This window comes from Streptomyces sp. NBC_01232 (assembly GCF_035989885.1).
GTDB lineage: Bacteria > Actinomycetota > Actinomycetes > Streptomycetales > Streptomycetaceae > Streptomyces.
Map to the genome: position 1 here is coordinate 2,845,529 of NZ_CP108518.1, position 25,566 is coordinate 2,871,094.

General features: G+C 69.8%; 23 protein-coding genes. 11 read left to right on the forward strand and 12 right to left on the reverse strand.

Annotated elements, in window-relative coordinates:
* Positions 1–18: 18 nt before the first annotated feature.
* On the reverse strand, positions 19–426 hold the full coding sequence (locus OG444_RS13360) for a VOC family protein (protein WP_327262384.1): 408 nt from the start codon (positions 424–426) through the stop codon (positions 19–21).
* Positions 427–779: 353 nt separating this feature from the next.
* On the opposite strand from OG444_RS13360, the gene OG444_RS13365 reads away from it, so the two are divergent.
* A complete protein-coding gene (locus OG444_RS13365; RefSeq protein ID WP_327262385.1) occupies positions 780–1,940 on the forward strand; it encodes an alkaline phosphatase PhoX in 1,161 nt (386 codons plus the stop codon).
* 152 nt (positions 1,941–2,092) lie between these two features.
* Here OG444_RS13365 and OG444_RS13370 read toward each other — a convergent pair whose 3' ends face one another.
* The 3 genes from OG444_RS13370 to dusB all read right to left on the reverse strand — a co-directional run bounded on the left by OG444_RS13370 (position 2,093) and on the right by dusB (position 7,695).
* Positions 2,093–3,094, reverse strand: a complete 1,002-nt coding sequence (locus OG444_RS13370; RefSeq protein WP_327262386.1) for an ArsR/SmtB family transcription factor — start codon at positions 3,092–3,094, stop codon at positions 2,093–2,095.
* A gap of 385 nt (positions 3,095–3,479) precedes the next feature.
* Positions 3,480–6,188 carry a pyruvate, phosphate dikinase gene (gene ppdK, locus OG444_RS13375; protein ID WP_327262387.1) on the reverse strand — a complete coding sequence of 903 codons (2,709 nt, stop codon included), beginning with the start codon at positions 6,186–6,188 and terminating at the stop codon, positions 3,480–3,482.
* Positions 6,189–6,552: 364 nt separating this feature from the next.
* Complete coding sequence (gene dusB / locus OG444_RS13380) at positions 6,553–7,695, reverse strand: tRNA dihydrouridine synthase DusB (RefSeq protein ID WP_327262388.1); 1,143 nt, start codon at positions 7,693–7,695, stop codon at positions 6,553–6,555.
* Between the two features lie 51 nt (positions 7,696–7,746).
* Between dusB and OG444_RS13385 the strand changes: the two genes are divergently transcribed.
* Entirely contained in the window at positions 7,747–9,195 is a 1,449-nt protein-coding gene (locus tag OG444_RS13385; protein WP_327262389.1) for an MFS transporter, read from the forward strand.
* An 80-nt stretch (positions 9,196–9,275) separates the two neighbouring features.
* On the opposite strand, the gene OG444_RS13390 is transcribed toward OG444_RS13385, so the two are convergent.
* On the reverse strand, positions 9,276–9,731 hold the full coding sequence (locus OG444_RS13390; protein ID WP_327262390.1) for a MarR family winged helix-turn-helix transcriptional regulator: 456 nt from the start codon (positions 9,729–9,731) through the stop codon (positions 9,276–9,278).
* A gap of 79 nt (positions 9,732–9,810) precedes the next feature.
* Between OG444_RS13390 and OG444_RS13395 the strand changes: the two genes are divergently transcribed.
* The 4 genes from OG444_RS13395 to OG444_RS13410 all read left to right on the forward strand — a co-directional run bounded on the left by OG444_RS13395 (position 9,811) and on the right by OG444_RS13410 (position 12,750).
* Complete coding sequence (locus OG444_RS13395; protein ID WP_327262391.1) at positions 9,811–10,167, forward strand: DoxX family protein; 357 nt, start codon at positions 9,811–9,813, stop codon at positions 10,165–10,167.
* Between the two features lie 54 nt (positions 10,168–10,221).
* Entirely contained in the window at positions 10,222–11,283 is a 1,062-nt protein-coding gene (locus OG444_RS13400) for an aldo/keto reductase (protein WP_327262392.1), read from the forward strand.
* A 21-nt stretch (positions 11,284–11,304) separates the two neighbouring features.
* Positions 11,305–11,898, forward strand: coding sequence for a TetR family transcriptional regulator (locus OG444_RS13405; RefSeq protein ID WP_327262393.1), 594 nt, complete (start codon positions 11,305–11,307; stop codon positions 11,896–11,898).
* Positions 11,899–12,036: 138 nt separating this feature from the next.
* Entirely contained in the window at positions 12,037–12,750 is a 714-nt protein-coding gene (locus OG444_RS13410; protein WP_327262394.1) for a VC0807 family protein, read from the forward strand.
* A gap of 79 nt (positions 12,751–12,829) precedes the next feature.
* Here the strand turns inward: OG444_RS13410 and OG444_RS13415 are convergent, their stop codons facing one another.
* Positions 12,830–14,212 (reverse strand): glycine--tRNA ligase, encoded by a 1,383-nt coding sequence (locus OG444_RS13415; RefSeq protein WP_327262395.1) that lies wholly within the window; start codon positions 14,210–14,212, stop codon positions 12,830–12,832.
* A gap of 155 nt (positions 14,213–14,367) precedes the next feature.
* Between OG444_RS13415 and OG444_RS13420 the strand changes: the two genes are divergently transcribed.
* Genes OG444_RS13420 through OG444_RS13435 form a run of 4 tightly spaced genes read left to right on the forward strand, consistent with a single transcriptional unit; the run spans position 14,368 to position 17,492 of the window.
* Entirely contained in the window at positions 14,368–15,339 is a 972-nt protein-coding gene (locus OG444_RS13420; protein ID WP_327262396.1) for a metal ABC transporter substrate-binding protein, read from the forward strand.
* A gap of 27 nt (positions 15,340–15,366) precedes the next feature.
* Complete coding sequence (locus OG444_RS13425) at positions 15,367–16,158, forward strand: metal ABC transporter ATP-binding protein (protein ID WP_327266772.1); 792 nt, start codon at positions 15,367–15,369, stop codon at positions 16,156–16,158.
* On the forward strand, positions 16,158–17,021 hold the full coding sequence (locus OG444_RS13430; RefSeq protein ID WP_327262397.1) for a metal ABC transporter permease: 864 nt from the start codon (positions 16,158–16,160) through the stop codon (positions 17,019–17,021). Before OG444_RS13425 ends, OG444_RS13430 begins: the two co-directional genes overlap by 1 nt.
* A gap of 42 nt (positions 17,022–17,063) precedes the next feature.
* Positions 17,064–17,492, forward strand: a complete 429-nt coding sequence (locus tag OG444_RS13435) for a Fur family transcriptional regulator (protein WP_078626133.1) — start codon at positions 17,064–17,066, stop codon at positions 17,490–17,492.
* Positions 17,493–17,541: 49 nt separating this feature from the next.
* Here OG444_RS13435 and OG444_RS13440 read toward each other — a convergent pair whose 3' ends face one another.
* The 5 genes from OG444_RS13440 to OG444_RS13460 all read right to left on the reverse strand — a co-directional run bounded on the left by OG444_RS13440 (position 17,542) and on the right by OG444_RS13460 (position 22,754).
* The gene (locus OG444_RS13440) at positions 17,542–18,111 is read right to left on the reverse strand and encodes a YcxB family protein (RefSeq protein ID WP_327262398.1); all 570 of its coding nucleotides are present in this window, start codon (positions 18,109–18,111) and stop codon (positions 17,542–17,544) included.
* 22 nt (positions 18,112–18,133) lie between these two features.
* Positions 18,134–18,955, reverse strand: a complete 822-nt coding sequence (locus OG444_RS13445; protein ID WP_327262399.1) for an isoprenyl transferase — start codon at positions 18,953–18,955, stop codon at positions 18,134–18,136.
* Between the two features lie 11 nt (positions 18,956–18,966).
* The gene (recO, locus tag OG444_RS13450; RefSeq protein ID WP_030757462.1) at positions 18,967–19,713 is read right to left on the reverse strand and encodes a DNA repair protein RecO; all 747 of its coding nucleotides are present in this window, start codon (positions 19,711–19,713) and stop codon (positions 18,967–18,969) included.
* Positions 19,714–19,813: 100 nt separating this feature from the next.
* Positions 19,814–21,397 (reverse strand): nucleobase:cation symporter-2 family protein, encoded by a 1,584-nt coding sequence (locus tag OG444_RS13455; RefSeq protein WP_327262400.1) that lies wholly within the window; start codon positions 21,395–21,397, stop codon positions 19,814–19,816.
* Between the two features lie 661 nt (positions 21,398–22,058).
* Positions 22,059–22,754: a TerB family tellurite resistance protein gene (locus OG444_RS13460; RefSeq protein ID WP_327262401.1), complete on the reverse strand. Its 696-nt coding sequence runs from the start codon at positions 22,752–22,754 to the stop codon at positions 22,059–22,061.
* A 172-nt stretch (positions 22,755–22,926) separates the two neighbouring features.
* Here OG444_RS13460 and OG444_RS13465 point away from each other — a divergent pair, with 172 nt between their 5' ends.
* Positions 22,927–23,685, forward strand: coding sequence for an SDR family NAD(P)-dependent oxidoreductase (locus OG444_RS13465; protein ID WP_327262402.1), 759 nt, complete (start codon positions 22,927–22,929; stop codon positions 23,683–23,685).
* A 77-nt stretch (positions 23,686–23,762) separates the two neighbouring features.
* On the opposite strand, the gene leuA is transcribed toward OG444_RS13465, so the two are convergent.
* Complete coding sequence (gene leuA / locus OG444_RS13470) at positions 23,763–25,526, reverse strand: 2-isopropylmalate synthase (protein WP_327262403.1); 1,764 nt, start codon at positions 25,524–25,526, stop codon at positions 23,763–23,765.
* Positions 25,527–25,566: the final 40 nt, after the last annotated feature.

Genomic DNA, 25,566 nt, shown 5'->3' on the forward strand with positions numbered 1-25,566 from the left:
GTGCCCGCGGCGGTGTCGTCAGCTCTGGATCATGGACGGGTCCATCCACATGATCTCCCAGGTGTGGCCGTCGAGGTCGTCGAAGGCCCGGCCGTACATGACGCCGTGGTCCTGGGCGGGGCGGGGCTCGGTGGCGCCGGCCGCCAGGGCCCCGTCCACCAGCTCGTCGACGGCGGTGCGGCTCTCGGCGCTCAGACAGAGCAGCACCTCGGACGTCTTCGTCGCGTCCGCGATCTCCTTGTGGGTGAAGTCCTTGTAGCGGTCCTCGGCGAGGAGCATGGCGACGATGGTGTCGCTGATGACCATCGAGGCGCAGTTCTCGTCGGTGAACTGGGCGTTGAAGGAGTAGCCCAGCTTGCTCCAGAAGGTCTTGCTGGCCTCCAGGTCCTTGACCGGCAGGTTGACGAAGATCATGGTGGCGGACATCGAGGTCTCTCTTCTCTCGGATGCGGCTGCGTGCGGTGTGCGGTGTGCTGCTCGGTGCTTTCGAGGGGTAGACCCGGGGGCCCCCGGAAACTCATCGCTCCCCGCGAAGTTTTTTCGCACTCTCTTCCCTGACCCACGAAACCACAGGTCAGGAAGCTTCCACCGGGCGCAGCCGTCCAGGGTGGAACGTCCCGCGGTGTGCCGGCCACGCCGCTGCCGGGGTATTGAACGTCGAGCGGTCGCTCGTGCGTAATGAGGAGTTGGCGCTCCGGCTACTGGCGCCTCCTAGGTTCCTCGACGCGTGCGACCCCGCGTCCGACCGGCCGCGGGGCCTTCCTCCCACAGGAGTGACCGTGGAACGTCGTACCTTCCTGCGCGGCGCAGTGATCGGTTCGTCGGCCGCCGCCTTCGGCGGCACGTTGATGCACGGGGCCGCCTACGCCGCCCCCGCCCAGCCGGGTGCCGGGCCCTACGGGGCGCTCGGCGCGGCCGACGCCAACGGCATCATGCTCCCCAGCGGCTTCACCAGCCGGGTGATCGCCCGTTCGGGCCAGATCGTGAGCGGTACCTCGTACACCTGGCACAGCGCGCCCGACGGCGGTGCGTGTTTCGTGGACGGCTCGGGCTGGATCTACGTCTCCAATTCGGAGATCAACCCCTCCGGCGGCGCGAGCGCGGTGCGGTTCAATTCCTCCGGCACCGTCACCGGCGCCCACCGGATCCTCTCCAACACCCGGCAGAACTGCGCGGGCGGCAAGACCCCGTGGAACACCTGGCTGTCCTGCGAGGAGGTCGACCGCGGCTTCGTCTACGAGACCGACCCGTACGGGGTGAACGCGGCCGTGCAGCGCCCGGCGATGGGCCGCTTCAAGCACGAGGCGGCCGCGGCCGACCCGGTGCGCCAGGTCATCTACCTGACCGAGGACGAGACCAGCGGCTGCTTCTACCGCTTCGTGCCGACGACCTGGGGCAACCTCTCCTCCGGCACCCTCCAGGTGCTGAAGGCCGGCACCGCCACCTCCGGTTCCTTCACCTGGCAGAACGTCCCGGACCCGGACGGCTCGCCGACCGCGACCCGCAGCCAGGTCTCCGGCTCGAAGAAGTTCAACGGTGGCGAGGGCTGCCACTACGCCAACGACACCGTCTGGTTCACCACCAAGGGCGACAACCGGGTCTGGCAGCTCAACCTCACGAACAACACCTACGAGCTGGCCTACGACGATTCGCTCGTGCCCGGCGGGGCGGCCCCGCTGACCGGCGTCGACAACGTCACCGGATCGTCGTACGGCGACCTGTACGTCGCTGAGGACGGCGGCAACATGGAGATCTGCGTGATCACCCCGGACGACGTGGTGGCGCCCTTCCTGCGGATCACCGGCCAGTCCTCCTCGGAGATCACCGGCCCGGCCTTCTCGCCCGCCGGGAACCGGCTCTACTTCTCCAGCCAGCGCGGCACGACCGGCAGCTCGTCCGCCGGCATCACCTACGAGGTGACGGGCCCGTTCCGCGTTTAGAGCCCCACCCTCCCGGCCCCGCCCTTCCAGCCCCGCCGGCGCTTGAGGCGCGGGGGTCCGGGGGCTGGCCCCCGCAACGGTGCCCACCCGCACACGAGACCGCGCCCCGACGGGTACACCCCGCCGGGGCGCGGCCGCGGCCGCAGCCGCGTTCACGAGGCCACGGCCCCGCCCTTCAGCAGCGCGGCCCCCAGCGGCGTCACGGTGTGCAGCACCGCGTTCCCCCGGCGCAGCGTGGTCACCAGCCCCGCCTCCCGCATCACGCAGGCGTGCTGGCTCGCGGAGGCCAGCGAGACCCCGGCCCGGCGGGCCAGCTCGCTGGTGGTCGCCCCGTCCCCTATGGCCCTCAGCACCACCGAGCGGGTGTGCCCGACCAGCTTGCCCAGGGTGCGCTGGCGCTGCTCCTCGACGGGCCGGGCCGCCTCGCCGCCCGCGGGCGCCGACGCCAGCTGCGCGGCCGCCGGGTAGACCAGCACCGGCGGCAGCTCCGGATCGTGCAGGGTCACCGCGGTGCGCCGGCAGAAGAAGGACGGCTGGAGCAGCAGCCCGCGTCCCCGCAGCCGTACGTCACGGTCCACCGGGTAGTCGCACTCCAGTACCGGGGCCCGCCAGCGCAGCATCGGCGGCAGCGAGGCCAGCAGCTCGTCCGCGCCCCCGTCCAGCAGGGCCCGGCCCCGTGCGGCCCGCTCGGCCTCGATCTGGGCCTGGATGTGCGTCCAGTACGGCTCCACGGCCGCCCGGTGATAGGCGCGCAGTTCGCCCATGAGCCGGGGCAGCTGTTTGCCGGCGTCGTCGTCCATGAACTCCCGCAGCCGCGGCGTCATCGGCGCACCGGCGCCGAGCAGCTGCAGCTCGCGCCGCATGCGCTCGGGACGGATCCCGCGCAGCGCGTCGAGGCCCACGTCCCACCCGTACTGCCCCTCCACAGGGGTCAGGAAATCGGGGAAATAACCATGACTCGGTATGAGCATACCGAGCGTGCGTGTTTCACTATTCAACCTGCTCCGGGTTTCCGTACGCCATTCACCGAACAACCGGGCATCGCGCCGGTCTCTTAAGCGGTGAAAGCTGAGAATCGTTTCCCACAACGCATCGGGACGCCCTGCCATCCGTACGCGTGCCAGGTCCACTCCAGTGAAATGGATACGCAGCACCGAACCCCCACCTGTGCAACCGCAATCCCCCCGCCCCATGAGTATGCATGCCGTCACACGTTGTCACCACGCCCTTTCGGCCACAGTTGAAACCCCTTTCGGCGGGGGCGTGACAACCGAAATCCTGTACTCCGCCGGGCACACTCCGGTGCGACCGAAACGCTCCGCGAAGGCCGTGGGGGGCTTTGCGGGGCCTGGCGGTCGGTCGCACCGGGAAGCGCCGACGTGCCCGGCAGAATGACAGCGGCGGTGGACGGGTGGGGATCCGTCCACCGCCTGCTGGCGTAAAGATTTGTTGAACAAGAAAAATAGGGCGCGCCCGCCCCCGGGTCGTCAGGGAACCCGGGGACAGGCGCGGTCTATGGGGCCCTTGGCGGCCCAGGGGTCAGCGGCTGTCGCTGCCCTTCGCCTCGGCGGCCGCACGGCCCGCCTCGAGGCGCGCCACCGGGATCCGGAAGGGCGAGCAGGAGACGTAGTCGAGGCCGACCTCGTGGAAGAAGTGGACGGACTCGGGGTCGCCGCCGTGCTCGCCGCAGACGCCGAGCTTGAGGTCGGGGCGGGTGGCCCGGCCCTGCTTGACCGCGTGGCGCACGAGGGAGCCGACGCCGTCCTTGTCGATGGTCTCGAAGGGCGAGACCCCGAAGATGCCCTTCTCCAGGTAGGCGGTGAAGAAGCTGGCCTCGACGTCGTCGCGGGAGAAGCCCCACACCGTCTGGGTCAGGTCGTTCGTGCCGAAGGAGAAGAACTGCGCGGCCTCGGCGATCTGGGCGGCCGTCAGGGCGGCGCGCGGCAGCTCGATCATCGTGCCGATGCTCAGCTTGAGGCTGGTGCCGGTGGCGGCCTCGACCTCGGCGATGACCTGGTCGGCCTCGTCGCGGACGATCTCCAGCTCCTGGACGGTGCCGACGAGCGGGACCATGATCTCGGCGCGCGGGTCGCCCTTGGCGTTCTTGCGCTCGGCCGCGGCCTCGGCGATCGCCCGGACCTGCATCTTGAAGAGGCCGGGGATGACCAGGCCGAGGCGGACACCGCGCAGACCCAGCATCGGGTTCTGCTCGTGCAGCTTGTGCACGGCCTGGAGCAGGCGCAGGTCGTTCTCGTTGGCGTCCTTGCGGGACTCGGCGAGGGCGACGCGGACCGACAGCTCGGTGATGTCGGGCAGGAACTCGTGCAGCGGCGGGTCCAGGAGGCGGACGGTGACGGGCAGTCCGTCCATCGCCTCGAAGAGCTCGACGAAGTCCTTCTTCTGCAGCGGCAGGAGGGCACTGAGTGCCTCCTCGCGCTCTTCGTCGGTGTCCGCGAGGATCAGTCGCTCCACGAGTTCACGGCGCTCGCCGAGGAACATGTGCTCGGTGCGGCACAGGCCGATGCCCTGGGCGCCGAAGCGGCGGGCGCGCAGCGCGTCCTCGGCGTTGTCGGCGTTGGCGCGCACGCGCAGGCGGCGGACGCGGTCCGCGTAGGCCATGATCCGGTGCACGGCGGCGACGAGCTCGTCGGCGTCGTCGGCGCCGGCGTGCATGCGGCCCTCGAAGTACTCGACGACCGGGGACGGTACGACGGGCACCTCGCCGAGGTAGACCTTGCCGGTGGAGCCGTCGATGGAGACGACGTCGCCCTCTTCGATGACCGTCCCGCCGACCGTCAGGCGGCGGCGCTTGGTGTCGACGTCGAGGTCCTCGGCGCCGCAGACACAGGTCTTGCCCATGCCGCGGGCGACGACGGCGGCGTGCGAGGTCTTGCCGCCGCGCGAGGTGAGGATGCCCTCGGAGGCGATCATGCCGTCCAGGTCGTCCGGGTTGGTCTCGCGGCGGATCAGGATGACCTTCTCGCCGGAGCGGGACCACTTGACGGCCGTGTACGAGTCGAAGACGGCCTTGCCGACGGCCGCGCCCGGGGAGGCGGCGATGCCGCGGCCGAGCAGCTCGGTCTGCGCGTCCTCGTCGAAGCGCGGGAACATCAGCTGCGCCAGCTGGTGGCCGGTGACGCGCTGGAGCGCCTCGGCCTCGGTGATCAGGCCCTGGTCCACGAGCTGGGTGGCGATGCGGAAGGCGGCGCCGGCGGTGCGCTTGCCGACACGGGTCTGCAGCATCCAGAGCTGGCCGCGCTCGATGGTGAACTCGATGTCGCAGAGATCCTTGTAGTGGTTCTCCAGCGTCGTCATGATCGTCATGAGCTGGTCGTACGAGGCCTTGTCGATGGCCTCCAGGTCCGCGAGCGGCACGGTGTTGCGGATGCCCGCGACGACGTCCTCGCCCTGGGCGTTCTGCAGGTAGTCGCCGTAGACGCCCGCGTGGCCGCTGGCGGGGTCGCGGGTGAAGGCGACGCCGGTGCCGGAGTCGGGGCCGAGGTTGCCGAAGACCATGGAGCAGATGTTGACCGCGGTGCCCAGGTCGCTCGGGATGCGCTCCTGGCGGCGGTAGAGCTTGGCGCGTTCGGTGTTCCACGAGTTGAAGACGGCCTCGACGGCGAGGTCGAGCTGCTCGCGGGCGTCCTGCGGGAACTCGCGGCCGGCCTGCTTGGCGACGATCTTCTTGAAGCGGGTGACCAGCTTCTTGAGGTCGGCGGCGTCGAGGTCGGTGTCGACGGCGACCTTCTTGGCGGCCTTGGCCTCGTCGAGGGCTTCCTCGAAGAGCTCGCCGTCGACGTCCAGCACGGTCTTGCCGAACATCTGGATGAGGCGGCGGTACGAGTCCCACGCGAAGCGCTCGTTGCCGGCCTGGGCGGCGAGGCCCTTCACGGAGTCGTCGGAGAGACCGATGTTCAGGACGGTGTCCATCATGCCGGGCATCGAGAACTTCGCACCGGAGCGCACGGAGACCAGCAGCGGGTCGTCCGACTGTCCGAGCTTCTTGCCCATCTTCGCCTCGAGGGCCGCAAGGTGGGCGCTGACCTCTTCGCGCAGCTCGGCCGGGGCCGTGCCGCTCTCGAGGTAGACCTTGCAGGCCTCGGTGGTGATGGTGAAGCCGGGAGGGACCGGCAGACCCAGGTTGGTCATCTCGGCGAGGTTGGCACCCTTGCCGCCGAGAAGGTCCTTGAGGTCGCGGTTGCCCTCGGTGAAGTCGTAGACGAACTTCTGATCTTTGTTTTCCGACACGGGTCTCGACTCCTCGAGGCTCGGTGGCTGCCCTGACGGCCAGGAACATACCCAGATCGAAGGCTTCTGGGTACGTCCACTTGGCCGTCATACGGCCGTAACCACCCGTGCGCCAGCAGATCGAAAGTAACTCATGGGTAATCAGAAAGTAGGAACAGCGTTCACCTCCCGAAGGGCGAGGGGGCTCCTGAGGCCTGATCACGCTCGGATGAGCGATCATCGATACATTTGCGTTCAAGTATTGAACGCACAAAGGGTGGCACCCAGTGCCACCCTTTGAAAGTCTTACCCGTGATTTCTGTGCTCATCTGAGCGAAACCCTTCCCATGCGTGGCGTATATCACGCACCACGGAGGGCGATTTGTCAGCCTCCGGAGGTGTCCAGTTCAGCGTCCTCGCTCACACCGGCACAGTCGTACGGGTCCTTCAGCCAGCCGTCCGGCAGGACAACTCGGTTGTTTCCGGACGTCCGACCGCGAGGCCCGTCCGCGCTCTCCGGCCATGCTTGATCCAGATCGAGCTCGCTCAGATGAGCGTCCAGTTCGGCCAGGGAGGAGGTGACCGCGAGCTTCTGACGCATCTCGGAGCCCACCGAGAAGCCCTTGAGGTACCAGGCCACGTGCTTACGGAAGTCGATCACCCCGCGCGCCTCGTCGCCGATCCACTCCCCCAGCAGCTCCGCGTGGCGGTGCATGCTGGCGGCCACCTCGCGCAGGGTGGGCTTGTGGAAGTCCTCGGGCCGCCCCTCGAAGGCCGCCACCAGGTCGTTGAACAGCCACGGCCGCCCCAGGCAGCCGCGGCCCACCACCACGCCGTCGCAGCCGGTCTCGCGGACCATGCGCAGCGCGTCCTCGGCGCACCAGATGTCGCCGTTGCCGAGCACGGGGATCTCGGGCACGTGCTCCTTGAGCCGCGCGATGGCGTCCCAGTCGGCGGTGCCGCCGTAGTGCTGGGCGGTGGTGCGGCCGTGCAGGGCTATGGCGGTGACGCCCTCCTCGACGGCGATCCGGCCCGCGTCGAGGTAGGTGAGGTGGTCGTCGTTGATTCCCTTGCGCATCTTCATGGTGACCGGCAGGTCCCCGGCGCCGGCGACGGCCTCGCGCAGGATCGCCCGCAGCAGGTTGCGCTTGTACGGGAGGGCCGATCCGCCGCCCTTGCGGGTCACCTTGGGGACCGGGCAGCCGAAGTTCAGGTCGATGTGGTCGGCGCGGTCCTCGTCGACGATCATGCGGACCGCCTTGCCGACCGTGGCCGGGTCCACCCCGTACAGCTGAATCGAGCGGGGCTTCTCGGTCTCGTCGAAGTGGATCAGCTGCATGGTCTTGTCGTTGCGCTCGACCAGGGCGCGGGTCGTGATCATCTCGCTCACGAACAGCCCCTTGCCGCCCGAGAACTCCCGGCAGAGGGTACGGAACGGGGCATTGGTGATGCCGGCCATGGGTGCGAGCACCACCGGGGGCTGCACGGTGTGCGGGCCGATCGCGAGAGGCTGAGGGAGCGTGGTCATCCGCCCATTGTCCCGCATGCCGAGGGGGTGGCGCGGACGTAGCATCGGCGCATGATCGAGCCGAGTCCCCGGCAGCGCATGCTCGTCCTCGCGATCTGCTGCATGAGCCTGCTGATCGTCAGCCTCGACAACACCGTGCTCAACGTCGCCCTGCCCTCAATGCGCCGCGAGCTCGACGCCTCGGTCTCGGGGCTGCAGTGGAGCATCGACGCCTACACCCTCGTGCTGGCCTCGCTCCTGATGCTCGCGGGCTCCACGGCCGACCGGATCGGCCGCCGCAAGGTGTTCGTGGCGGGTCTGGTGGCCTTCACCGTCGGCTCCCTGCTGTGCTCGCTCGCCCCCAGTCTCGACTGGCTCATCGTCTTCCGGATGGTGCAGGCGGTGGGCGGCGCGATGCTCAACCCGGTGGCGATGTCGATCATCACCAACACCTTCACCGATCCCGCCGAGCGGGCCCGCGCCATCGGGGTGTGGGGGGCGGTCGGGGGCATCTCCATGGCCGCGGGCCCCCTCATCGGCGGGGTACTGGTGGACTCCGTGGGCTGGCGCTCGATCTTCCTGATCAATCTGCCGATCGGTCTGGCCGCGTTCGCGCTGACCCTGCGGCACATCCCCGAGTCCCGGGCCGCCCGGCCGCGCCGCCCGGACCCGCTGGGGCAGGTGCTGGTCATCGCCCTGCTGGGCAGCCTGACGTACGGGATCATCGAGGCGCCGGCCGCCGGCTGGCGCTCGCCGCTGATCATGGGGTGCGCGGTGGTGGCCTTCGCCTCGTTCGTGGGGCTGCTGATCCACGAGCCGCGGTGCAAGGAGCCGCTGATCGATCTGCGGTTCTTCCGGAGCGCGCCCTTCAGTGGGTCGACCGTGATCGCGATCAGCGCGTTCGCCGGGCTGGCCGGCTTCCTCTTCCTGAACACGCTGTACCTCCAGGACGTACGGGGGCTGAGCGCCCTGCACGCCGGGCTGTACATGCTGCCGATGGCCGGCCTGACCGTCCTGTTCGCGCCGCTGGCCGGACGGCTGGTGGGCAGCCGCGGGCCGCGGATCTGCCTGCTGATCGCGGGCGTGGCGATGGCGGCGAGCGGGCTGCTGTTCGCCCTGTTCGAGGCCGAGACGTCCAACCCGCTCCTGTTCACCGGATACATGCTGTTCGGGCTCGGCTTCGGCATGGTGAACGCGCCGATCACCAATACGGCGGTGTCCGGCATGCCCCGCTCCCAGGCGGGCGTCGCGGCCGCCATCGCCTCCACCAGCCGGCAGACCGGCGGCACGCTGGGCGTCGCGGTGATCGGCTCCGTGCTGGCGGCCGGGCTGGCGAGCGGCTCCGACTTCTCCGCGGCGGCCCAGCCGGCCTGGTGGATCATCACGGTCTGCGGGCTGCTCGTGCTGGTCGTGGGCGCGGCGACCAGCGGCAGCTGGGCCCGCGCGACGGCGGAACGCACCGCCCGCACCCTGGAGGACCCGGTGGGCGCCGCCGCCGTGACGGGCTCACCGCGCGGCTAGGCCGTCGCTGCCCCGGCTCTTCGGCGTCTCTTCGGCGTCTCGTGCGGCGCGTGCGTCTCGTGCGGGCCGGGCCCGGGTGGCTATTCGCCGCAGCTGAAGTCCTCGGCCGAGGTGTTGACCCGGTCGAGGAGGCCGCGCAGGAGGTCGCACTCGGCGGCCGAGAGGCCCGCGAAGATGCCGCTTTCGACCTCGTCGAGGGCGGTGTTCGTCTTGTGGAGGGCGGCTTCGCCGGCGTCGGTGATGGCGACGATGTGCCGGCGTCGGTCGGCCGGGTCCCGGCGCCGTTCGGCCAGGCCCTCGCCCTCCAGGTCGTTCAGGATCCCGACGAGCACGCTCGGGTCCACCTCCAGCCGCTCGGCGAGCGCCCGCTGGCTGACGGGGCCGGCTTCCAGGTGCATCAGCGTCATCGCGTGCCGCGGGGTGAGTCCGGCCGCGCCGAGGGCCCGCTTCATCCGGGTCTGGGTGACCGATCCGTGCCAGGCCAGCAGCAGACCCAGCCGCTGCGGGGGGTGCGGTGCGTCCTGATCTGCCGTCATGGTCCACATCGTAGCAACCCTGAAATGATTGCATTGACGATACCGTTGATGCTATTCAATGATTTCACACCATCGATCGTTGGAGACTTCCATGTTCACCGCCTACGCCGTCGTCGGCGTCCTGCTCGCCCTCACCCTCACCGCTTCGGCCACCTTCACGCTCCAGCGCAACGACCAGATCGTGGCGAACATGCGACGCGTCCAGGTCCCGGACTCCTGGCTGCCGCGCCTGGCCTCCCTCAAGGCCGCGGGTGCGATCGGCCTGGTGGCCGGCCTGTGGGTGACTCCGCTCGGCGTGGCCGCGGCCGTCGGCGTGACCCTCTACTTCGTCGGCGCGGTCATCAGCCACCTCCGGGTCAAGGACTACGACCTGGCGCCGGCGGCCGTCCTCACCCTGGTCGCGGCGGCCGCCCTGGTGCTGCGGATCCTCGCCTGACACTGACGAGTGACAGATATTGAAATCTGTCACTCGTCATGCCATTCTCATTCCATGACGAAGAACGAGAACGCTTCCGCCACGACCACCGACCGACGCACCCTCGGCAGTACCGGCCCCTCCGTCTTCCCGCTGGGGCTGGGCTGCATGGGCATGTCCGCCCTCTACGGGGAGGCGGATCGCGCCGAGTCCATCGCGACCATCCACGCCTATCTGGAGGCAGCCCCCGACGGCACCGACACGCTGCTGGACACCGGCGACTTCTACGGCATGGGCCACAACGAACTGCTGATCAACGAAGCCCTGCGCACGGCGCCCGCCGCGGCCCGCGAGCGGGCGCTCACCAGCGTCAAGTTCGGCGCCCTGCGCACGGTCGAAGGTGGCTTCACCGGCTACGACGGCCGGCCCGAGGCCGTCAAGAACTTCCTGGCCTACTCGCTCCAGCGGCTCGGCCGGGACCACATCGACATCTACCGGATCGCCCGCGTCGACCCGGACGTGCCGATCGAGGAGACCGTCGGCGCCATCGCCGAGGCGGTCGCGGCGGGGCACGTGCGCCACATCGGCCTCTCCGAGGTCGGCGCGCAGACCCTGCGCCGGGCCGCGGCCGTGGCCCCGATCTCCGACCTCCAGATCGAGTATTCGCTGGTCTCCCGCGGCATCGAGGACGAGATCCTGCCGGCCGCCCGCGAGCTCGGCATAGGGATCACGGCGTACGGGGTGCTGTCGCGCGGCCTGATCAGCGGCCACTTCTCCCGCGACCGCACGCTGGCCCCGGGCGACTTCCGCGGGATGAGCCCCCGCTTCCAGGGCGACAACCTCGACCGGAACCTCGACCTGGTGGAGGCCCTGCGCAAGGTGGCCGAGAGCAAGGGCGTGAGCGTCGCCCAGACCGCCATCGCCTGGGTGCTCGCGCAGGGGCCGCGGCACGGGGTCGACATCGTGCCGCTGGTGGGTGCCCGACGCCGGGACCGGCTCGCCGAGGCACTGGGTGCCATGGACGTCACCCTCGACGCCGCCGACCTGGCTGCCGTCGAGGAGGCCGTCCCGGCCGGCGCCGCGGCGGGCGAGAGGTACCCGGCAGCGCAGATGGCCCACCTCGACAGTGAGCACTGAGCTGACGGTACGGTCGTACCCATGTCCCCCGCTGCTGCCGAGCCACTGACCCCCGAGCGCATCCTCGAAACCACCGAGGAGGTGCTGCGCCGCTTCGGCCCCACCAAGGCGACCGTGGTGGACGTGGCCCGCGCGCTGGGCGTCAGCCACGGCAGCGTGTACCGGCACTTCCCGTCGAAGGCGGCGCTGCGCGAGGCCGTCACGGACCGCTGGCTCGCCAGGAGCGTGGTCCTGCTGGAGGAGATCACCTCCGACCCCACGGGGAGCGCCCCGTCCAAGCTGGAGGCGTGGCTGGAGGCCCTCTTCGAGGCCAAGCGCCACAAGGCGGGCGACGACCCGGAACTGTTCGCCACCTACACGGTGCTGATCACCGAGAACAGCGACGTGGTGGACGCGCACCTGACCGAGCTGATCGACCAGCTGGGCCGGATCATCGCCGAGGGCGTCGCGGCCGGCACTCTCGCCGCCGACGATGTGCCGGCGGCGGCCCGCGCGGTCTTCGACGCCACCGGCCGTTTCCACGACCCGCAGTACGCGGCCGACTGGCTCTCGCCGACGATCATCACCGAGTTCGAGGCGGTCACCGCCCTCGTGCTCCGGGGCCTGCGCGCCTGACACGGGAAGGCCACCAGCCGGAATCAGACACTCCGGACAACTTGATGATCATTTTGGACGCGTTTGGGTTGTTCGCGTCCCGTCAAACTCCTTACGGTCCCCCTGCCGCACTTCATCTGGCACGTCTCAGGGGGAACCATGTCCGCTTCGGCAACTCAAGACACACAACCGGCGCCCCCCAAGCGCTCGGGCGGCGCCGCCGCACTCGGCTGGATCCTGACCATCGGGCTCAACGTGGTCGCGCCGATCATCACGTACAACGTGCTCACCGAGGACCACGGCTGGAGCGAGTTCTCCGCGCTGCTTCTGAGCAGCGCCTGGCCGGTGCTCGACAGCGTCATCAGCCTGGCCTGGCGGCGCAAGCTCGACGAGTTCGCCGTCGTCACCCTGGTTTTCCTGGTGATCATCGCGGTCGTCTCGCTCGTCGGCGCGCACTCGGCCCGCGCCCTGCTCATCAAGGACTCGGGGGTCACCGGGCTGTTCGGGCTGCTCTGCCTGGCGACGCTGCTCGCGCCGCGCCCGCTGATGTTCTACTTCGGCCGCAAGTTCGCCACCGACGGCACCCCCGAGAGCACCGCCTGGTGGAACGGCCTGTGGCAGTACGAGGGCTTCCGCACCAGCATGAACCGGATGACGCTGGTGTGGGGCGTCGCGTACGTCACCGAGGCCGTCGTCCGCGTCGTCCTGGCGTTCACGCTCAGCACCAGGACCATGGTGGTGGTCAGCCCGGTCATGATCTACGGGGTGCTCGCCGCGCTCGGTGTGTGGACCGCCATGTACGGGAAGCGGTCCAGGGCCGAGGGAGAGCGCCGCGCGGCCGAGGCGGCGGCCCGGGCGGAAGCGGCCTCCTGATCCGGGCCCGCCCCACGCAAAGACCGGTGGCCCGGTGCGCTGCGAGCGCACCGGGCCACCGGTCTTCGTACGTCAGGACCTAGCAGCCGAGCAGACGGCTGCCGAGGTAGGCCTGGATCTGGTCCAGGGAGACGCGCTCCTGCTTCATGGTGTCGCGCTCGCGCACGGTCACCGCGTTGTCGTCCAGGGTGTCGAAGTCGACGGTGACGCAGAACGGCGTACCGATCTCGTCCTGGCGGCGGTAGCGGCGGCCGATGGCGCCCGCGTCGTCGAACTCGATGTTCCAGTTCTTGCGCAGGTCGGCGGCGAGGCCCTTGGCCTTCGGCGACAGCTGCGGGTTGCGGGACAGCGGCAGGACGGCGACCTTGATCGGGGCCAGGCGCGGGTCGAGGCGCATCACGGTGCGCTTCTCCATGACGCCCTTGGCGTTGGGGGCCTCGTCCTCGTTGTACGCGTCGAGCATGAAGGCGAGCATGGCGCGGTTGACACCGGCCGCCGGCTCGATGACGTACGGGGTGTAGCGCTCACCGGCCTCCTGGTCGAAGTAGGTGAGGTCCTGGCCGGAGGCGGCGGAGTGCGCCTTGAGGTCGAAGTCCGTGCGGTTGGCCACACCCTCGAGCTCGGAGAACTCGTTGCCACCGAAGTTGAAGCGGTACTCGATGTCGGCGGTGCGCTTCGAGTAGTGGGACAGCTTCTCCTTCGGGTGGTCGTACCAGCGGATGTTCTCCTCGCGGATGCCGAGGTCGCGGTACCAGTTCCACCGCTCCTGCATCCAGTACTCCTGCCACTGCTCGTCCTCGCCCGGCTTGACGAAGAACTCCATCTCCATCTGCTCGAACTCGCGCGTGCGGAAGATGAAGTTGCCCGGAGTGATCTCGTTCCGGAAGGACTTGCCCATCTGCGCGATGCCGAAGGGGGGCTTCTTGCGCGAAGTGACCTGCACCTGGGCGAAGTTGGTGAAGATGCCCTGGGCGGTCTCGGGGCGCAGGTACGCCTTCGAGCCGGTGTCCTGGGTCGGACCGAGGTGGGTCTCCAGCATGCCGGAGAACTGCTTGGGCTCGGTGAACTGGCCCTTCACACCGCAGTTGGGGCAGTTGATGTCGGCGAGACCATTGGCGGGCACACGGCCGTGCTTGGCCTCGTACGCCTCTTCAAGGTGGTCCGCGCGGTGGCGCTTGTGACACGAGGTGCACTCGGTCAGCGGGTCCGAGAAAGTGGCGACGTGGCCCGAGGCCACCCACACCTCGGGGGCCAGGATCACGGAGGAGTCGATACCGACGATGTCCTCACGCCCGGTGACCATCGCCTTCCACCACTGGCGCTTGATGTTCTCCTTGAGCTCGACACCGAGCGGGCCGTAGTCCCAGGCGGCCTTGGAGCCGCCGTAGATCTCACTGCACGGGAAAACGAAGCCACGGCGCTTGCTCAGGCTGACGATGGTTTCGATCTTGTCGGCGGCCACGGTGCTCTCTTCATTACGAGGACGAACGGCGAAGCCTTTAGATTACCGGCGCCCGCACCCCCCCTTTCAAATCGGTTCCCGTTCCAGGCCCGGCCACCCAGGCCTCCCACCTGCGTTTTTGACAATCGTTTCCATCTTTGATGAAAATGGATGTCATGAACGTACGCCGCCTCATACCCACCGCCGCCCTCGCCGGAGCCGTCGCCCTCGGCGCGACGACCCTGACCGCCTGCTCCGGAGCCGCCGCGGACGACGCCGGTGCGGACGGCAAGCTGGGCGTGACGGCCTCGTTCTACCCTCTGCAGTTCCTCGCCGAGCAGATCGGCAAGGACCACGTGCGGGTCACCACCCTGACCAAGCCGGGTGTGGAGCCGCACGACCTGGAGATCACCCCGAAGCAGACCAGCCGCCTCGGCCGGTCCGACGTGGTCCTCTACCTCAAGTCCCTCCAGCCCGCCGTCGACAAGGCCGTCGCCCAGTCCGGCGTGAAGACGGTCGTCGACGCCGCCGCCCTCACCTCGACGGAGTCCCACGGCGCCGCCGGCCACTCGCACGAGGGCGAGGAGGGCCACGGCGACGACCACGGACACAGCCACGGCGGGGACGGCAAGGACCCGCACGTCTGGCTCGACCCGGTCAAGTACGCCGAGATCGCCAAGGGCTTCGGCGCGGCCCTGGAGAAGGCCGACCCCGGCCACGCGGCGGACTACCGGAAGAACACCGACGAACTCGTGGCCAAGCTGACCGCGCTGAACACCGAGTTCGAGGGCGGCTTGAAGAACACGGCCACCAAGACCTTCATCACCACCCACTCCGCCTTCGGGCACCTCGCCGAGCGCTACGGCCTCGACCAGGAGGGCATCTCCGGCGTCGACCCCGAGGCCGAGCCGAGCCCGGCCCGGATGAAGGATCTTCAGGCCATCGCGAAGAAGGACAATGTCTCCACCGTGTTCTTCGAGACCCTGGCCAGCGACAAGACGGCCAACAGCCTCGCCTCGGACACGGGCCTGAAGACCGACGTCCTCGACCCCCTCGAAGGCATCACCGACAAGTCCCAGGGCGCCGACTACTTCGAGGTCATGCGTTCCAACCTGAAGAACCTCCAGAAGGCGCTCGGAGCCAAGTAGATGACAGCAGCAACGGAGGCGCGAGCCATGCAGTCGACGCCGGCACAGTCAGCGGACCAGCCCGTCATATCCCTGCGCGGGGCCACGGCCTCGCTCGGCTCGCGCCCCGTGCTGCGCGGAGTCGACCTCATCGTCCGCCGCGGCGAGGTCGTCGCCCTGCTCGGCGCCAACGGCTCCGGCAAGTCCACGGCCGTCCGCGCCGTGGTCGGCCAAGTCCCCCTCAGCGGCGGCGAGCTGTCCCTGTTCGGCACCGACTTCAAGCGCTTCCGGCAATGGTCGCGCATCGGGTACGTCCCGCAGCGCACCACCGCCGCGAGCGGCGTCCCCGCCACCGTCCGCGAGGTCGTCTCCTCCGGGCGGCTGGCCCGCTCCCGCTTCGGGATCCCGCGCAAGGCCGACCGGGCCGCCGTCATGCGCGCACTGGAGCTGGTGGAGATGGACGGGTACGCCGACGCCTCGGTCAACGCCCTCTCCGGCGGTCAGCACCAGCGCGTGCTGATCGCCCGGGCCCTCGCCGTGGAACCCGAACTGCTGATCATGGACGAGCCGATGGCCGGTGTGGACCTCGCCAACCAGGAGGTCCTCGCGAGTGCCCTGCGCGCGCAGGTGGCCGCCGGCGCCACCGTGCTGCTCGTCCTGCACGAGCTGGGCCCGCTGGAGCCGCTGATCGACCGCGCCGTCGTCCTGCGCGACGGGTGCGTGGTCCATGACGGTCCGCCGCCGGAGGCCGTGGGACAGCACGCCCTGCCCGGCCACGACCACGTACACCCCCACGCGGCGCACGACGCCGAGCCCCTCCGGACGGGACTGCTGAGCTGATGGACCTCCTCCAGGACCCCTTCATGGTGCGTGCGCTGATCGCCGCCGGACTGGTCGGACTGACCGCCCCGGCCATCGGCACGTACCTCGTCCAGCGCCGTCAGGCGGTCATGGGCGACGGCCTCGGCCACGTGGCCATGACCGGCGTCGCGCTGGGCTTCGTGCTCCACACCAGCCCGGTGTGGATGGCCACGCTCGTCGCGGTCATCGGTGCGATCGCCATGGAGATGATCCGGGCCCGCGGCAAGACCAGCGGCGACGTCGCGCTCGCGATGCTCTTCTACGGCGGCCTGGCGGGCGGCGTCATGATCATCAATGTCGGCGGCGGCACCACGGCCATGCTGCTGGGCTCGATGTTCGGCTCGATCACCACCGTGTCCGCGTCGGACGTCGTCGCCATGGTGATCCTGGCGGTCTTCGTCCTCTCCGTCACCGTCGGACTGCGCCGCCAGTTCTTCGCCGTCTGCCAGGACGAGGAGTTCGCCCGCGTCACGGGGCTGCCCGTGCGGGCGCTGAACCTGCTGATCGCGATCACCGCCGCCGTCACCGTCACCGTCGCGATGCGCATCGTCGGCCTGCTGCTGGTCAGCGCCATGATGGTGATCCCGGTCGCGGCCGCGCAGCGCCTGACGCGCGGTTTCGCCGCCACCCTCGGCCTGGGCATGGCCATCAGCCTCACCGTCGCGCTGACCGGCACGACGGCCACGTACTACCTCGACGCGCCCTCGGGTGCGACGATCGTGCTCCTCGCGATCGCCGTCTTCATGGCGATGACGGCCCTGTCCGCCCCCCTGGCCCGACGCCGGGCCAGAGCGGCGCTCGCGGCCGAAGAGGTCTGCACGGGCGACGATGTGAAGGTCTAGCGGGCTGGCACAATGGCCGCAGGCCTATACGAGGAGGAACCGGTGGCGACTGCGCCTGGCGAGATGAATACCGCGCCAGTACGAGGGCGATCCACCCGGCAGCGGGCCGCGGTCGCGGCGGCGCTGGACGAGGTGGACGAATTCCGCAGCGCCCAGGAGCTCCACGACATGCTCAAGCACCGCGGCGACTCCGTGGGCCTGACCACCGTCTACCGCACCCTGCAGTCCCTCGCGGACGCCGGTGAGGTCGATGTCCTGCGCACCAGCGACGGCGAGTCCGTCTACCGCCGCTGTTCCACCGGCGACCACCACCATCACCTGGTCTGCCGCAAGTGCGGCAAGGCGGTCGAGGTGGAGGGACCGGCCGTGGAGAAGTGGGCCGAGTCCATTGCGGCCGAGCACGGCTATGTGAACGTGGCGCACACGGTGGAGATCTTCGGCACCTGCGCCGACTGCGCGGCCGCGGGCTAGGTCGTCTCTTTCGGATCTTGTCGGCCCGGCAAGATCCGAAAGAGACGACCTAGATCCTGCGCAGGTTCCGCTCCAGGACCGCGCGCAGCCGGTCGGCGTCGGCCGGGGCCTGGGCTCCGCGCTTCGGCAGCACCTGGACGGCGCTCTCGCGCCTGCCGCCGAAGAGGAGGAACAGCTCCGGCGTCTCGGCGTATGCAGGGAAGCCCGGCCAGTCGACCGTCACGGCCTCGATTTCGCCCGTGGTGGCGGCGCCCAGCTCGTCGACGACCGTGCGGCACTGCCCGTACCGCTCCGCCGCGGCGTACGCCTGGCGAACCGTGCTGCGCCGGGCCCATCCGAGGGCGACCACCGCGATGCCCGTGGTGATCACCGTCGAGATCGTGGTCGCGGCCGGGCCGGAGCCCCGGAACACCCCCAGTCCCACCATGACGGCGGGCGGCAGCAGCAGGATCAGCAGCGCCTCCAGCCGGCCTGCGGCGGTCCGGCGGGCCCGGATCCGGGCGGCGCCCCGGAGGTCGGCGAGCGTCAGCCGGTAGACGAGCACGACCTGCTCGCCCGTCTGCCCGGCCCGCTCGCCGCTGCCCTCGGCCTGACCTGTGTGTTCCCCGCCCGTGTTCACACGGGTGACCATAGGCCGCGGCTCAGCCCGTGGCGCCCTCGGACTGGTTCGGGACGGCCCCGCCGAAGCGGCGGTCGCGCTGGGCGTACTCCAGGCACGCCGCCCAGAGGTTGCGGCGGTCGAAGTCCGGCCACAGCACGTCCTGGAAGACCATCTCGGCGTACGCGCTCTGCCAGAGCAGGTAGTTGGAGGTGCGCTGCTCCCCGCTGGGGCGCAGGAAGAGGTCCACGTCCGGCATGTCCGGGTAGTACATGTACTTCGCGAAGGTCTTCTCGTTCACCTTCGACGGGTCCAGCCGGCCGGCGGCCACATCACGGGCGATGGCCTGAGCCGCGTCCGAGATCTCCGCGCGGCCGCCGTAGTTGACGCAGAAGTACAGGGTCATGGCGTCGTTGTCGACGGTCTGCTCCTGTGCGACCTGGAGCTCCTGGACGACCGACTTCCACATCTTCGGCATGCGGCCGACCCAGCGGATGCGGATGCCGAGCTCGTTCATCTCGTCGCGGCGGCGCCGGATCACGTCGCGGTTGAAGTTCATGAGGAAGCGGACCTCGTCGGGGGAGCGCTTCCAGTTCTCCGTCGAGAAGGCATACAGGGAGAGGTTCTTGACGCCCATCTCCAGGCAGCCCTTGAGCACGTCGAGCACGACGCCCTCGCCGACCTTGTGGCCCTCGGTGCGCGGCAGCCCGCGCTCCTTGGCCCAGCGGCCGTTGCCGTCCATGACGATGGCCACGTGGTTCGGGACCAGCTCGCCGGGGATCTTCGGCGGAACCGCGCCGGACGGGTGCGGCTCGGGAACCTTGTACTCGCGGCGAGAGCGCCCCAGAATCCCGCGTCGTGCCATGTGCCCAGCTCCTATTTCTCGACGTATCGCAGGGAGCGTAGCCCGCGCTCCAGATGCCAGTGCAAATAGGCGGAGACCAGCCCGCTGCCCTCCCGCACGTGACGCGCCTCGCACGCGTCGGCATGCCCCCAGTCGCCCGTCAGCAGGGCGCTGAGCAGGGCGATGGCCTCAGACGAGGGTACGACGCTGCCGGGCACCCGGCAGTCCCCGCATATCACTCCGCCCGCGGCGACGGAGAAGTGCCGGTTGGGTCCGTGGATGCCGCACTTCGCGCAGTCCTCGAAGCTGGGCGCGTAGCCGTTGACGGCGAGGGAGCGCAGCAGGAAGGCGTCGAGGATGAGGTGGGGCTCGTGCTCGCCGCGCGAGAGGGTGCGCAGGGCTCCGACGAGCAGCAGGTACTGCTGCACGGCGGGCTCGCCCTCGTTCTCGGTGAACCGCTCGGCGGTCTCCAGCATGGCGGTGCCGGCGGTGTAGCGGGCGTAGTCGGTGACGATGCCGTTGCCGTACGGGGCGATGATCTCGGTCTGGGTGCAGAGCGGGAGGCTGCGGCCGATCAGCTCGCTGCCCCGGGCGAAGAACTGCACGTCGGCGTGGGAGAAAGGTTCCAGCCGGGCGCCGAATTTGGATTTCGTACGCCGGACCCCGCGGGCGACGGCCCGCACCCGGCCGTGACCGCGGGTCAGCAGCGTGATGATGCGGTCCGCCTCACCCAGCTTCTGGGTGCGCAGCACGATGCCGTCGTCGCGGAACAGACTCATGCGCCCATTGTCACCCGCCCGGCGGTGGTTCCGTGGACAGCACCGGCCCCCCGCCCGGACCGCGGGGGTCCGGACGGGGGGCGGGCACCCCTTGGGAGGATCAGGGAGCGGAGGTGTCCGCGCCGTTCGCCGGCCCGGAGCCGCCGGACGTCTCCGCACCGGCCTTCTCCGCACCGGCCTTCTCCGCGCCGGCATTCTGCGCATCGGCCGTCTCGGCACCGGCCTTCTCCGCGCTGCCCTTCTCCGCGCCGGCCGCCGGGGCCGCCGCCTGTCCGGGCACCGCCGCGGAGACCGCCTCGGCCACTTCGATGCCGCGTCCGTGCGCGTCGTCCTTGCCCAGACCGTTGAAGATCAGGTTGAGGACGATGGCCGCCGTGGCGCCGAGCGTCACACCGCTGTTGAGCAGCGAGGACAGGTCCGGGTCCATGTGCTTGGCGAAGAAGACCGGGACGGTCGCCGGAAGCAGGGCGAAGGCGAGGGAGACGCCGACGATCAGCGCGTTCTTCTCCTCCTTCAGGTCCACCTTGCCCAGGGTCTGGATACCGGCCAGGGCGACCATGGCGAACATGACGGTCGCGGCGCCGCCGAGGACCCCGTGCGGGACGGCGGCGACGATCGCGGCGGCCTTGGGCAGCATCCCCAGGATGATCATGAACACACCCGCGGCGACGACCACGAACCGGCTCTTCACCTTCGTCATCCGCACCAGGCCGACGTTCTCGGCGAAGGCCACGTACGGGAAGGAGTTGAGGACACCGCCGAGGGCGGTCGCGGCGCCGTCGGCACGCAGGGCGCGCGCCACGGTCTCGCTGTCGACCTCCTTGCCGACGATGTCGCCGACGGCGTAGGTGTCACCGGTCGTCTCGACCATGGTGATCAGCATGACGATGAGCATCAGGACGATCGGGAACCATTCGAACTTCGGGACACCGAAGTGGAAGGGGGTGGTGACGCCGACCCAGTCGGAGTTGCTCACGTCGCCGAACTTCGCGTCTCCGAGGAGGAAGGCGACGGTGGTGCCGACGACCAGGCCGAGGAGGATCGAGATGCTGGAGAGGAACGGCTTGCCGATCTTCATCAGGATCAGGATGAAGAGCATCGTGCCGCCGGCGTAGGCGAAGTTCTTCGGCTCTCCGAAGTCGGGGCTGCCGAGGCCGCCGGCCGCGTCGTTGAGGCCGACCGGGATCAGGACGATGCCCAGAACGGTGATCACCGTGCCGGTGACGACCGGCGGGAACAGCCGCATGACGGTCCGGAAGGCCTTGGCCGGCAGCCAGGCGAAGGCGAAGGTGGCGATACCGGCGGTGATCACCGCGCCGTAGATGACCAGGAGGGCGGCGGTACCGCCCCCGGCGCCGAGACCGATGGCGATCATCGGGGAGACCGCGGTGAAGGTCACGCCCTGGATCAGTGGCAGTCGGGCACCGATCCGGCATATGCCCCAGGCCTGGATGATCGAGGCGATACCGCAGGTGAAGAGGTCCGCGTTGATCAGGTAGACCAGCTGTTCAGGGCTCAGCTTCAGCGCATTGCCGACGATGATCGGAACGATCACCGCGCCGGCGTAGAAGGCGAGTACGTGCTGGAAGCCGTACAGCGCGAGCTTGGGGACGGGGAGCACCTCGTCGACCGGGTGCGTGCTCTGCTCTCCGTCGGTGGAAAGCCGGGCGGCGACACGTGCCATCTCAGCCTTGCCCTTCAAGGTAGGTAAGTGAGAGGAGATCTGGTTGTCCCTGGGCGCAGTGGGTCGCTAACCCGTTGGTACGCCAGGGTTGTCAGTGCGTTCACGGTGAGGTGAATCGAAGCCGCGCTGTGTTAACGGCGCCGTCTTGTCGTGTGACCGGAATTGAACGCCTGTGGGGGGCCTCACAGATATCGTCGACTTCTACAAACTGTTGACCTTGAGGCAGGCCCGATCTGTAGGTTTCTCCAGTGGTGCGGGCTCGTCGACAGGGGTATGCGCACAGCCCTTCAGGGCCGGCCGTTCCTGCCGCGCGTTCGCCGAGCGCACCCACCGCGACGTGCGCGTATGGGCTCTACGATCCTCCGGGCAGGCGCATCCGAATGCGCCGTTCCGGCCGTCCGACTGGTGGACACGTCGAGCGTGGAGGAGACGCGTCCGGCCTTCACGCGGCGTTCACGCGTCCCGAAATCGTCCCTGTGAGGCCGGATCGTTACGTCACGGAAGGCCGTTTCGGACGGATCGGCGTCCGCGGACCGGACACGCAGCGGCCCCACCCGTGGATCCGCGGGGCCGCCTCGTGTCCGGTCCGCGGGAGCGGGGATCCGGGCCGCGGGTCACAGGCCGCGCGGGCCACGGGGCCACCGGGCCGCGCAGCTGCGCGCTACGGCGCGCGTACCGCCGACAGCAGCCGGGCCACCTCGTCCGTGTCGATCCGCAGCGCCGAGCCGACCGTCGCGAGCACCTCGCGCTCGGCCGGGGTGTACGGGCCGTCCGCGAGCGCGATACGGGCCCCCTGGAGCAGGATCGATTCGCGGCCCGGGCCGGCCAGGTGCGGAGCCAGCGGCTCCAGGGCCTCGTGGAGCTCTATCGACAGCGCGGCCCCGCAGCACTCGGGGACGTCGTACAGCCCGAGCCGGCCCTCGTCGGTGGACAGCGCCTCCACGAGGGACTCCAGCTGCTCCTCGGTGCAGTCCTGGAAGCCCGCGGCCCGTACGGCGCCCACGGCGGCCTCCAGCGCGCTGCGCGAGGCCGTCCCGCCCGCGGTGAGCACGGCGAGCGCCACGGTGTGCACGGCGTCGCGCAGGAGGGCCGTGAAGCGCGTGGTGGTGAGGTGGTCCAGGACGTCCGTGTCGAAGCGGGCGCGGCAGCCCTGGCACTCGATGACGGGCCCGTCCTGCCCGCGGGGCAGCAGCGGCACACCGAGCACGGTGAACCGGCGTCGTCCGGTGCGCCGGCGGTAGTTCCGGTCGCCACCGCAGGCCGGGCAGAAGAACTCCCCGTCGCCCACGGTGCTCCAGGTGGTACGGGTGCCCCAGACCGTCAGCTTCCGGCCGTCCCCACCCCGAACTGGCAGCACGTCGCACCTCCGTAACCCTCCGGCAACATCGCCGGGTGGGCGTGATGTTAGCCACATCGGTGAGGATGCGTCAGTCGTGTGACAAGACAACATGTGCCGGGCCGCGGACTTGGCCGGTCTGCGCCCCCCGGCATCCCCCGGACCCGGCGCCGCTCCCTCTAGGGTTCGCCGCATGAACGAGAAGTCCTGTCTGGTCACCGGCGCCGCGAGCGGGATCGGCCGGGCCACCGCCCTGCTGCTGGCCCGTTCGGGGGCCCTGGTGACCGCGGCCGACATCAACGGCCCCGGGGTCGAGGACCTGCGTACGGAACTGGCCGCCGAGGGGTACGCGATCACGGCGGTCGCCGGTGACGTCGCCGATCCGGAGGCCAATCACGCGATGGTGGCCGCCGCGGTCGGGGCGTACGGACGCCTGGACGTCGCCGTGGCGAACGCCGGGGTCCTCCCGCTCTCCGACGTACGGGAGACCAGTCCCGAGGACTGGGACCACGTCATGGCGATCGACGGCCGCGGCATGTTCCTGACCTGCAAGTACGCCATCGAGGCGATGACCGCGCAGCCGCGCCCCGGCGGTGCACTGGTCTGCGTGTCCTCGATCTCCGGAGTGGCCGGGCAGGCGCGCCAGGCCGCCTACGGACCCGCGAAGTTCGTGGCGTCGGGGCTGACCAAGCACCTCGCGGTGGAGTGGGCCGCGCACGGGATCCGGGTCAACGCGGTGGCTCCGGGAACCATCCGTACGGAGCGGGTGATCGCGCTGGAGGACGAGCCCGGCGGGCCGGAGTACCTGTCGCAGATCACGGGGGCGCACCCGATGGGCCGCCTCGGCGAGCCGGAGGAGGTGGCCCGGGTCATCGCCTTCCTGGCCTCGGACGCGGCCTCGTTCGTGACGGGCGCGATCGTGCCGGTGGACGGCGGCTACCTGGCCCGCTGAGCCCGCCGGGCGGGCGCGGGAACGACGGAGCCCCGCCCCCTTCGGAAAGGAAGGGGGCGGGGCTCACGTACGGAGGATCAGCGGCCCGCGCGGTTGACGGCGGAGATGACCGCCTTCAGGGAGGCGCGGGTGGTGTTGGCGTCGATGCCGATGCCCCACAGGACACGGCCGTCGATCGCGCACTCGATGTACGAGGCGGCCACGGCGGAGGCGCCCTCGCTCATGGTGTGCTCGGTGTAGTCCAGCAGGCGGGCGTCGATGCCGATGCCGGCCAGCGCGTCGAAGAAGGCCGAGATGGGACCGTTGCCGGTGCCGTTCAGGACCGTGTCCACACCGTCCACGACCGCCTCGACGGTCAGCGTGTCCGTGCCGTCCTTGTCGGTGGCGGTGGAACCGGAACGCAGCTGGATGCGCCCCCACGGGTTCTCGGGGTTGGGCAGGTACTCGTCCTCGAAGACCGACCAGATCGCCTTCGGCGTGACCTCTCCGCCCTCGGAGTCGGTCTTGGCCTGGATGATCCGGGAGAACTCGATCTGCATGCGGCGCGGCAGGTCCAGCTTGTGGTCGTTCTTCAGGACGTACGCGATGCCGCCCTTGCCGGACTGCGAGTTGACGCGGATCACGGCCTCGTAGGAACGGCCGACGTCCTTCGGGTCGATCGGCAGGTACGGAACGGCCCACTCGATGTCGTCGACGGTCTTGCCGGCGGCCGCGGCGTCGGCCTCCATGGCGTCGAAGCCCTTCTTGATGGCGTCCTGGTGGGAGCCGGAGAAGGCGGTGTAGACGAGGTCGCCCGCGTAGGGGTGGCGCGGGTGGACTTCCATCTGGTTGCAGTACTCGCTGGTGCGACGGATCTCGTCGATCTGCGAGAAGTCGATCTGCGGGTCGATGCCCTGGGAGAACAGGTTCATGCCCAGGGTGATCAGGTCGACGTTGCCGGTGCGCTCGCCCTGGCCGAACAGGCAGCCCTCGATGCGGTCGGCGCCGGCCATCAGGGCCAGCTCGGCGGCGGCGACGGCGGTGCCGCGGTCGTTGTGCGGGTGGACGGAGATGCAGACGTGCTCGCGGCGGGTCAGGTTGCGGGCCATCCACTCGAAGCGGTCCGCGTGCGTGGACGGCGTCGAGCGCTCCACGGTGGCGGGCAGGTTCAGGATGATCTCGCGGCCTGCGGCCGGCTGCCAGACGTCACAGACGGCCTCGCAGACCTCCAGGGCGAAGTCCAGCTCGGTGTCGGTGAAGATCTCCGGGCTGTACTGGTAGCCGAAGGTGGTCTCCGGGCCCAGCAGCTTGTCGGCGTACTCCATGACCAGGCGGGTGCCGTCGACGGCGATCTGCTTGATCTGCTCCTTGGAGCCGCGGAAGACGACCCGGCGGAAGGTCGGGGCGGTCGCGTTGTACAGGTGGACGGTGGCGCGCCTGGCGCCGACCAGGGACTCCACGGTCCGCTCGATCAGGTCCTCGCGGGCCTGGGTCAGTACGGAGATGGTGACGTCGTCGGGGATCGCGCCCTCTTCGATGATGGAGCGCACGAAGGCGAAGTCGGTCTCGCCGGAGGAGGGGAAGCCGACCTCGATCTCCTTGTAGCCCATGCGCACCAGCAGGTCGAACATCTCGCGCTTGCGGGCGGGGGTCATCGGGTCGATCAGCGACTGGTTGCCGTCACGCAGGTCCGTGGAGAGCCAGCGGGGGGCCTTGGTGACGCGGGCGTCCGGCCAGGTGCGGTCCGGGATGTCCACCTGTTCGTACTGTCCGTACTTGTGGACCGGCATCCCGGAGGGCTGCTGGGTGTGGGTCGCGTTCGTGATGGGCGTGGGGCGACCGACAAAAGGCTGCTGGCTCATGGCGTTGGGCTCCTCGCGTGTCCGCGTGTAGTTCGCTGGG

What these genes read in the sequence shown, in the direction of transcription:
- OG444_RS13360 (WP_327262384.1), bottom strand. Translation starts at nt 426, where the DNA reads ATGTCCGCCACCATGATCTTCGTCAACCTGCCGGTCAAGGACCTGGAG.
- dusB (WP_327262388.1), bottom strand. Translation starts at nt 7,695, where the DNA reads ATGACCACGCTCCCTCAGCCTCTCGCGATCGGCCCGCACACCGTGCAG.
- OG444_RS13385 (WP_327262389.1), top strand. Translation starts at nt 7,747, where the DNA reads ATGATCGAGCCGAGTCCCCGGCAGCGCATGCTCGTCCTCGCGATCTGC.
- OG444_RS13390 (WP_327262390.1), bottom strand. Translation starts at nt 9,731, where the DNA reads ATGACGGCAGATCAGGACGCACCGCACCCCCCGCAGCGGCTGGGTCTG.
- OG444_RS13400 (WP_327262392.1), top strand. Translation starts at nt 10,222, where the DNA reads ATGACGAAGAACGAGAACGCTTCCGCCACGACCACCGACCGACGCACC.
- OG444_RS13405 (WP_327262393.1), top strand. Translation starts at nt 11,305, where the DNA reads ATGTCCCCCGCTGCTGCCGAGCCACTGACCCCCGAGCGCATCCTCGAA.
- OG444_RS13410 (WP_327262394.1), top strand. Translation starts at nt 12,037, where the DNA reads ATGTCCGCTTCGGCAACTCAAGACACACAACCGGCGCCCCCCAAGCGC.
- OG444_RS13420 (WP_327262396.1), top strand. Translation starts at nt 14,368, where the DNA reads ATGAACGTACGCCGCCTCATACCCACCGCCGCCCTCGCCGGAGCCGTC.
- OG444_RS13425 (WP_327266772.1), top strand. Translation starts at nt 15,367, where the DNA reads ATGCAGTCGACGCCGGCACAGTCAGCGGACCAGCCCGTCATATCCCTG.
- OG444_RS13430 (WP_327262397.1), top strand. Translation starts at nt 16,158, where the DNA reads ATGGACCTCCTCCAGGACCCCTTCATGGTGCGTGCGCTGATCGCCGCC.
- OG444_RS13445 (WP_327262399.1), bottom strand. Translation starts at nt 18,955, where the DNA reads ATGGCACGACGCGGGATTCTGGGGCGCTCTCGCCGCGAGTACAAGGTT.
- recO (WP_030757462.1), bottom strand. Translation starts at nt 19,713, where the DNA reads ATGAGTCTGTTCCGCGACGACGGCATCGTGCTGCGCACCCAGAAGCTG.
- OG444_RS13455 (WP_327262400.1), bottom strand. Translation starts at nt 21,397, where the DNA reads ATGGCACGTGTCGCCGCCCGGCTTTCCACCGACGGAGAGCAGAGCACG.
- OG444_RS13465 (WP_327262402.1), top strand. Translation starts at nt 22,927, where the DNA reads ATGAACGAGAAGTCCTGTCTGGTCACCGGCGCCGCGAGCGGGATCGGC.
- leuA (WP_327262403.1), bottom strand. Translation starts at nt 25,526, where the DNA reads ATGAGCCAGCAGCCTTTTGTCGGTCGCCCCACGCCCATCACGAACGCG.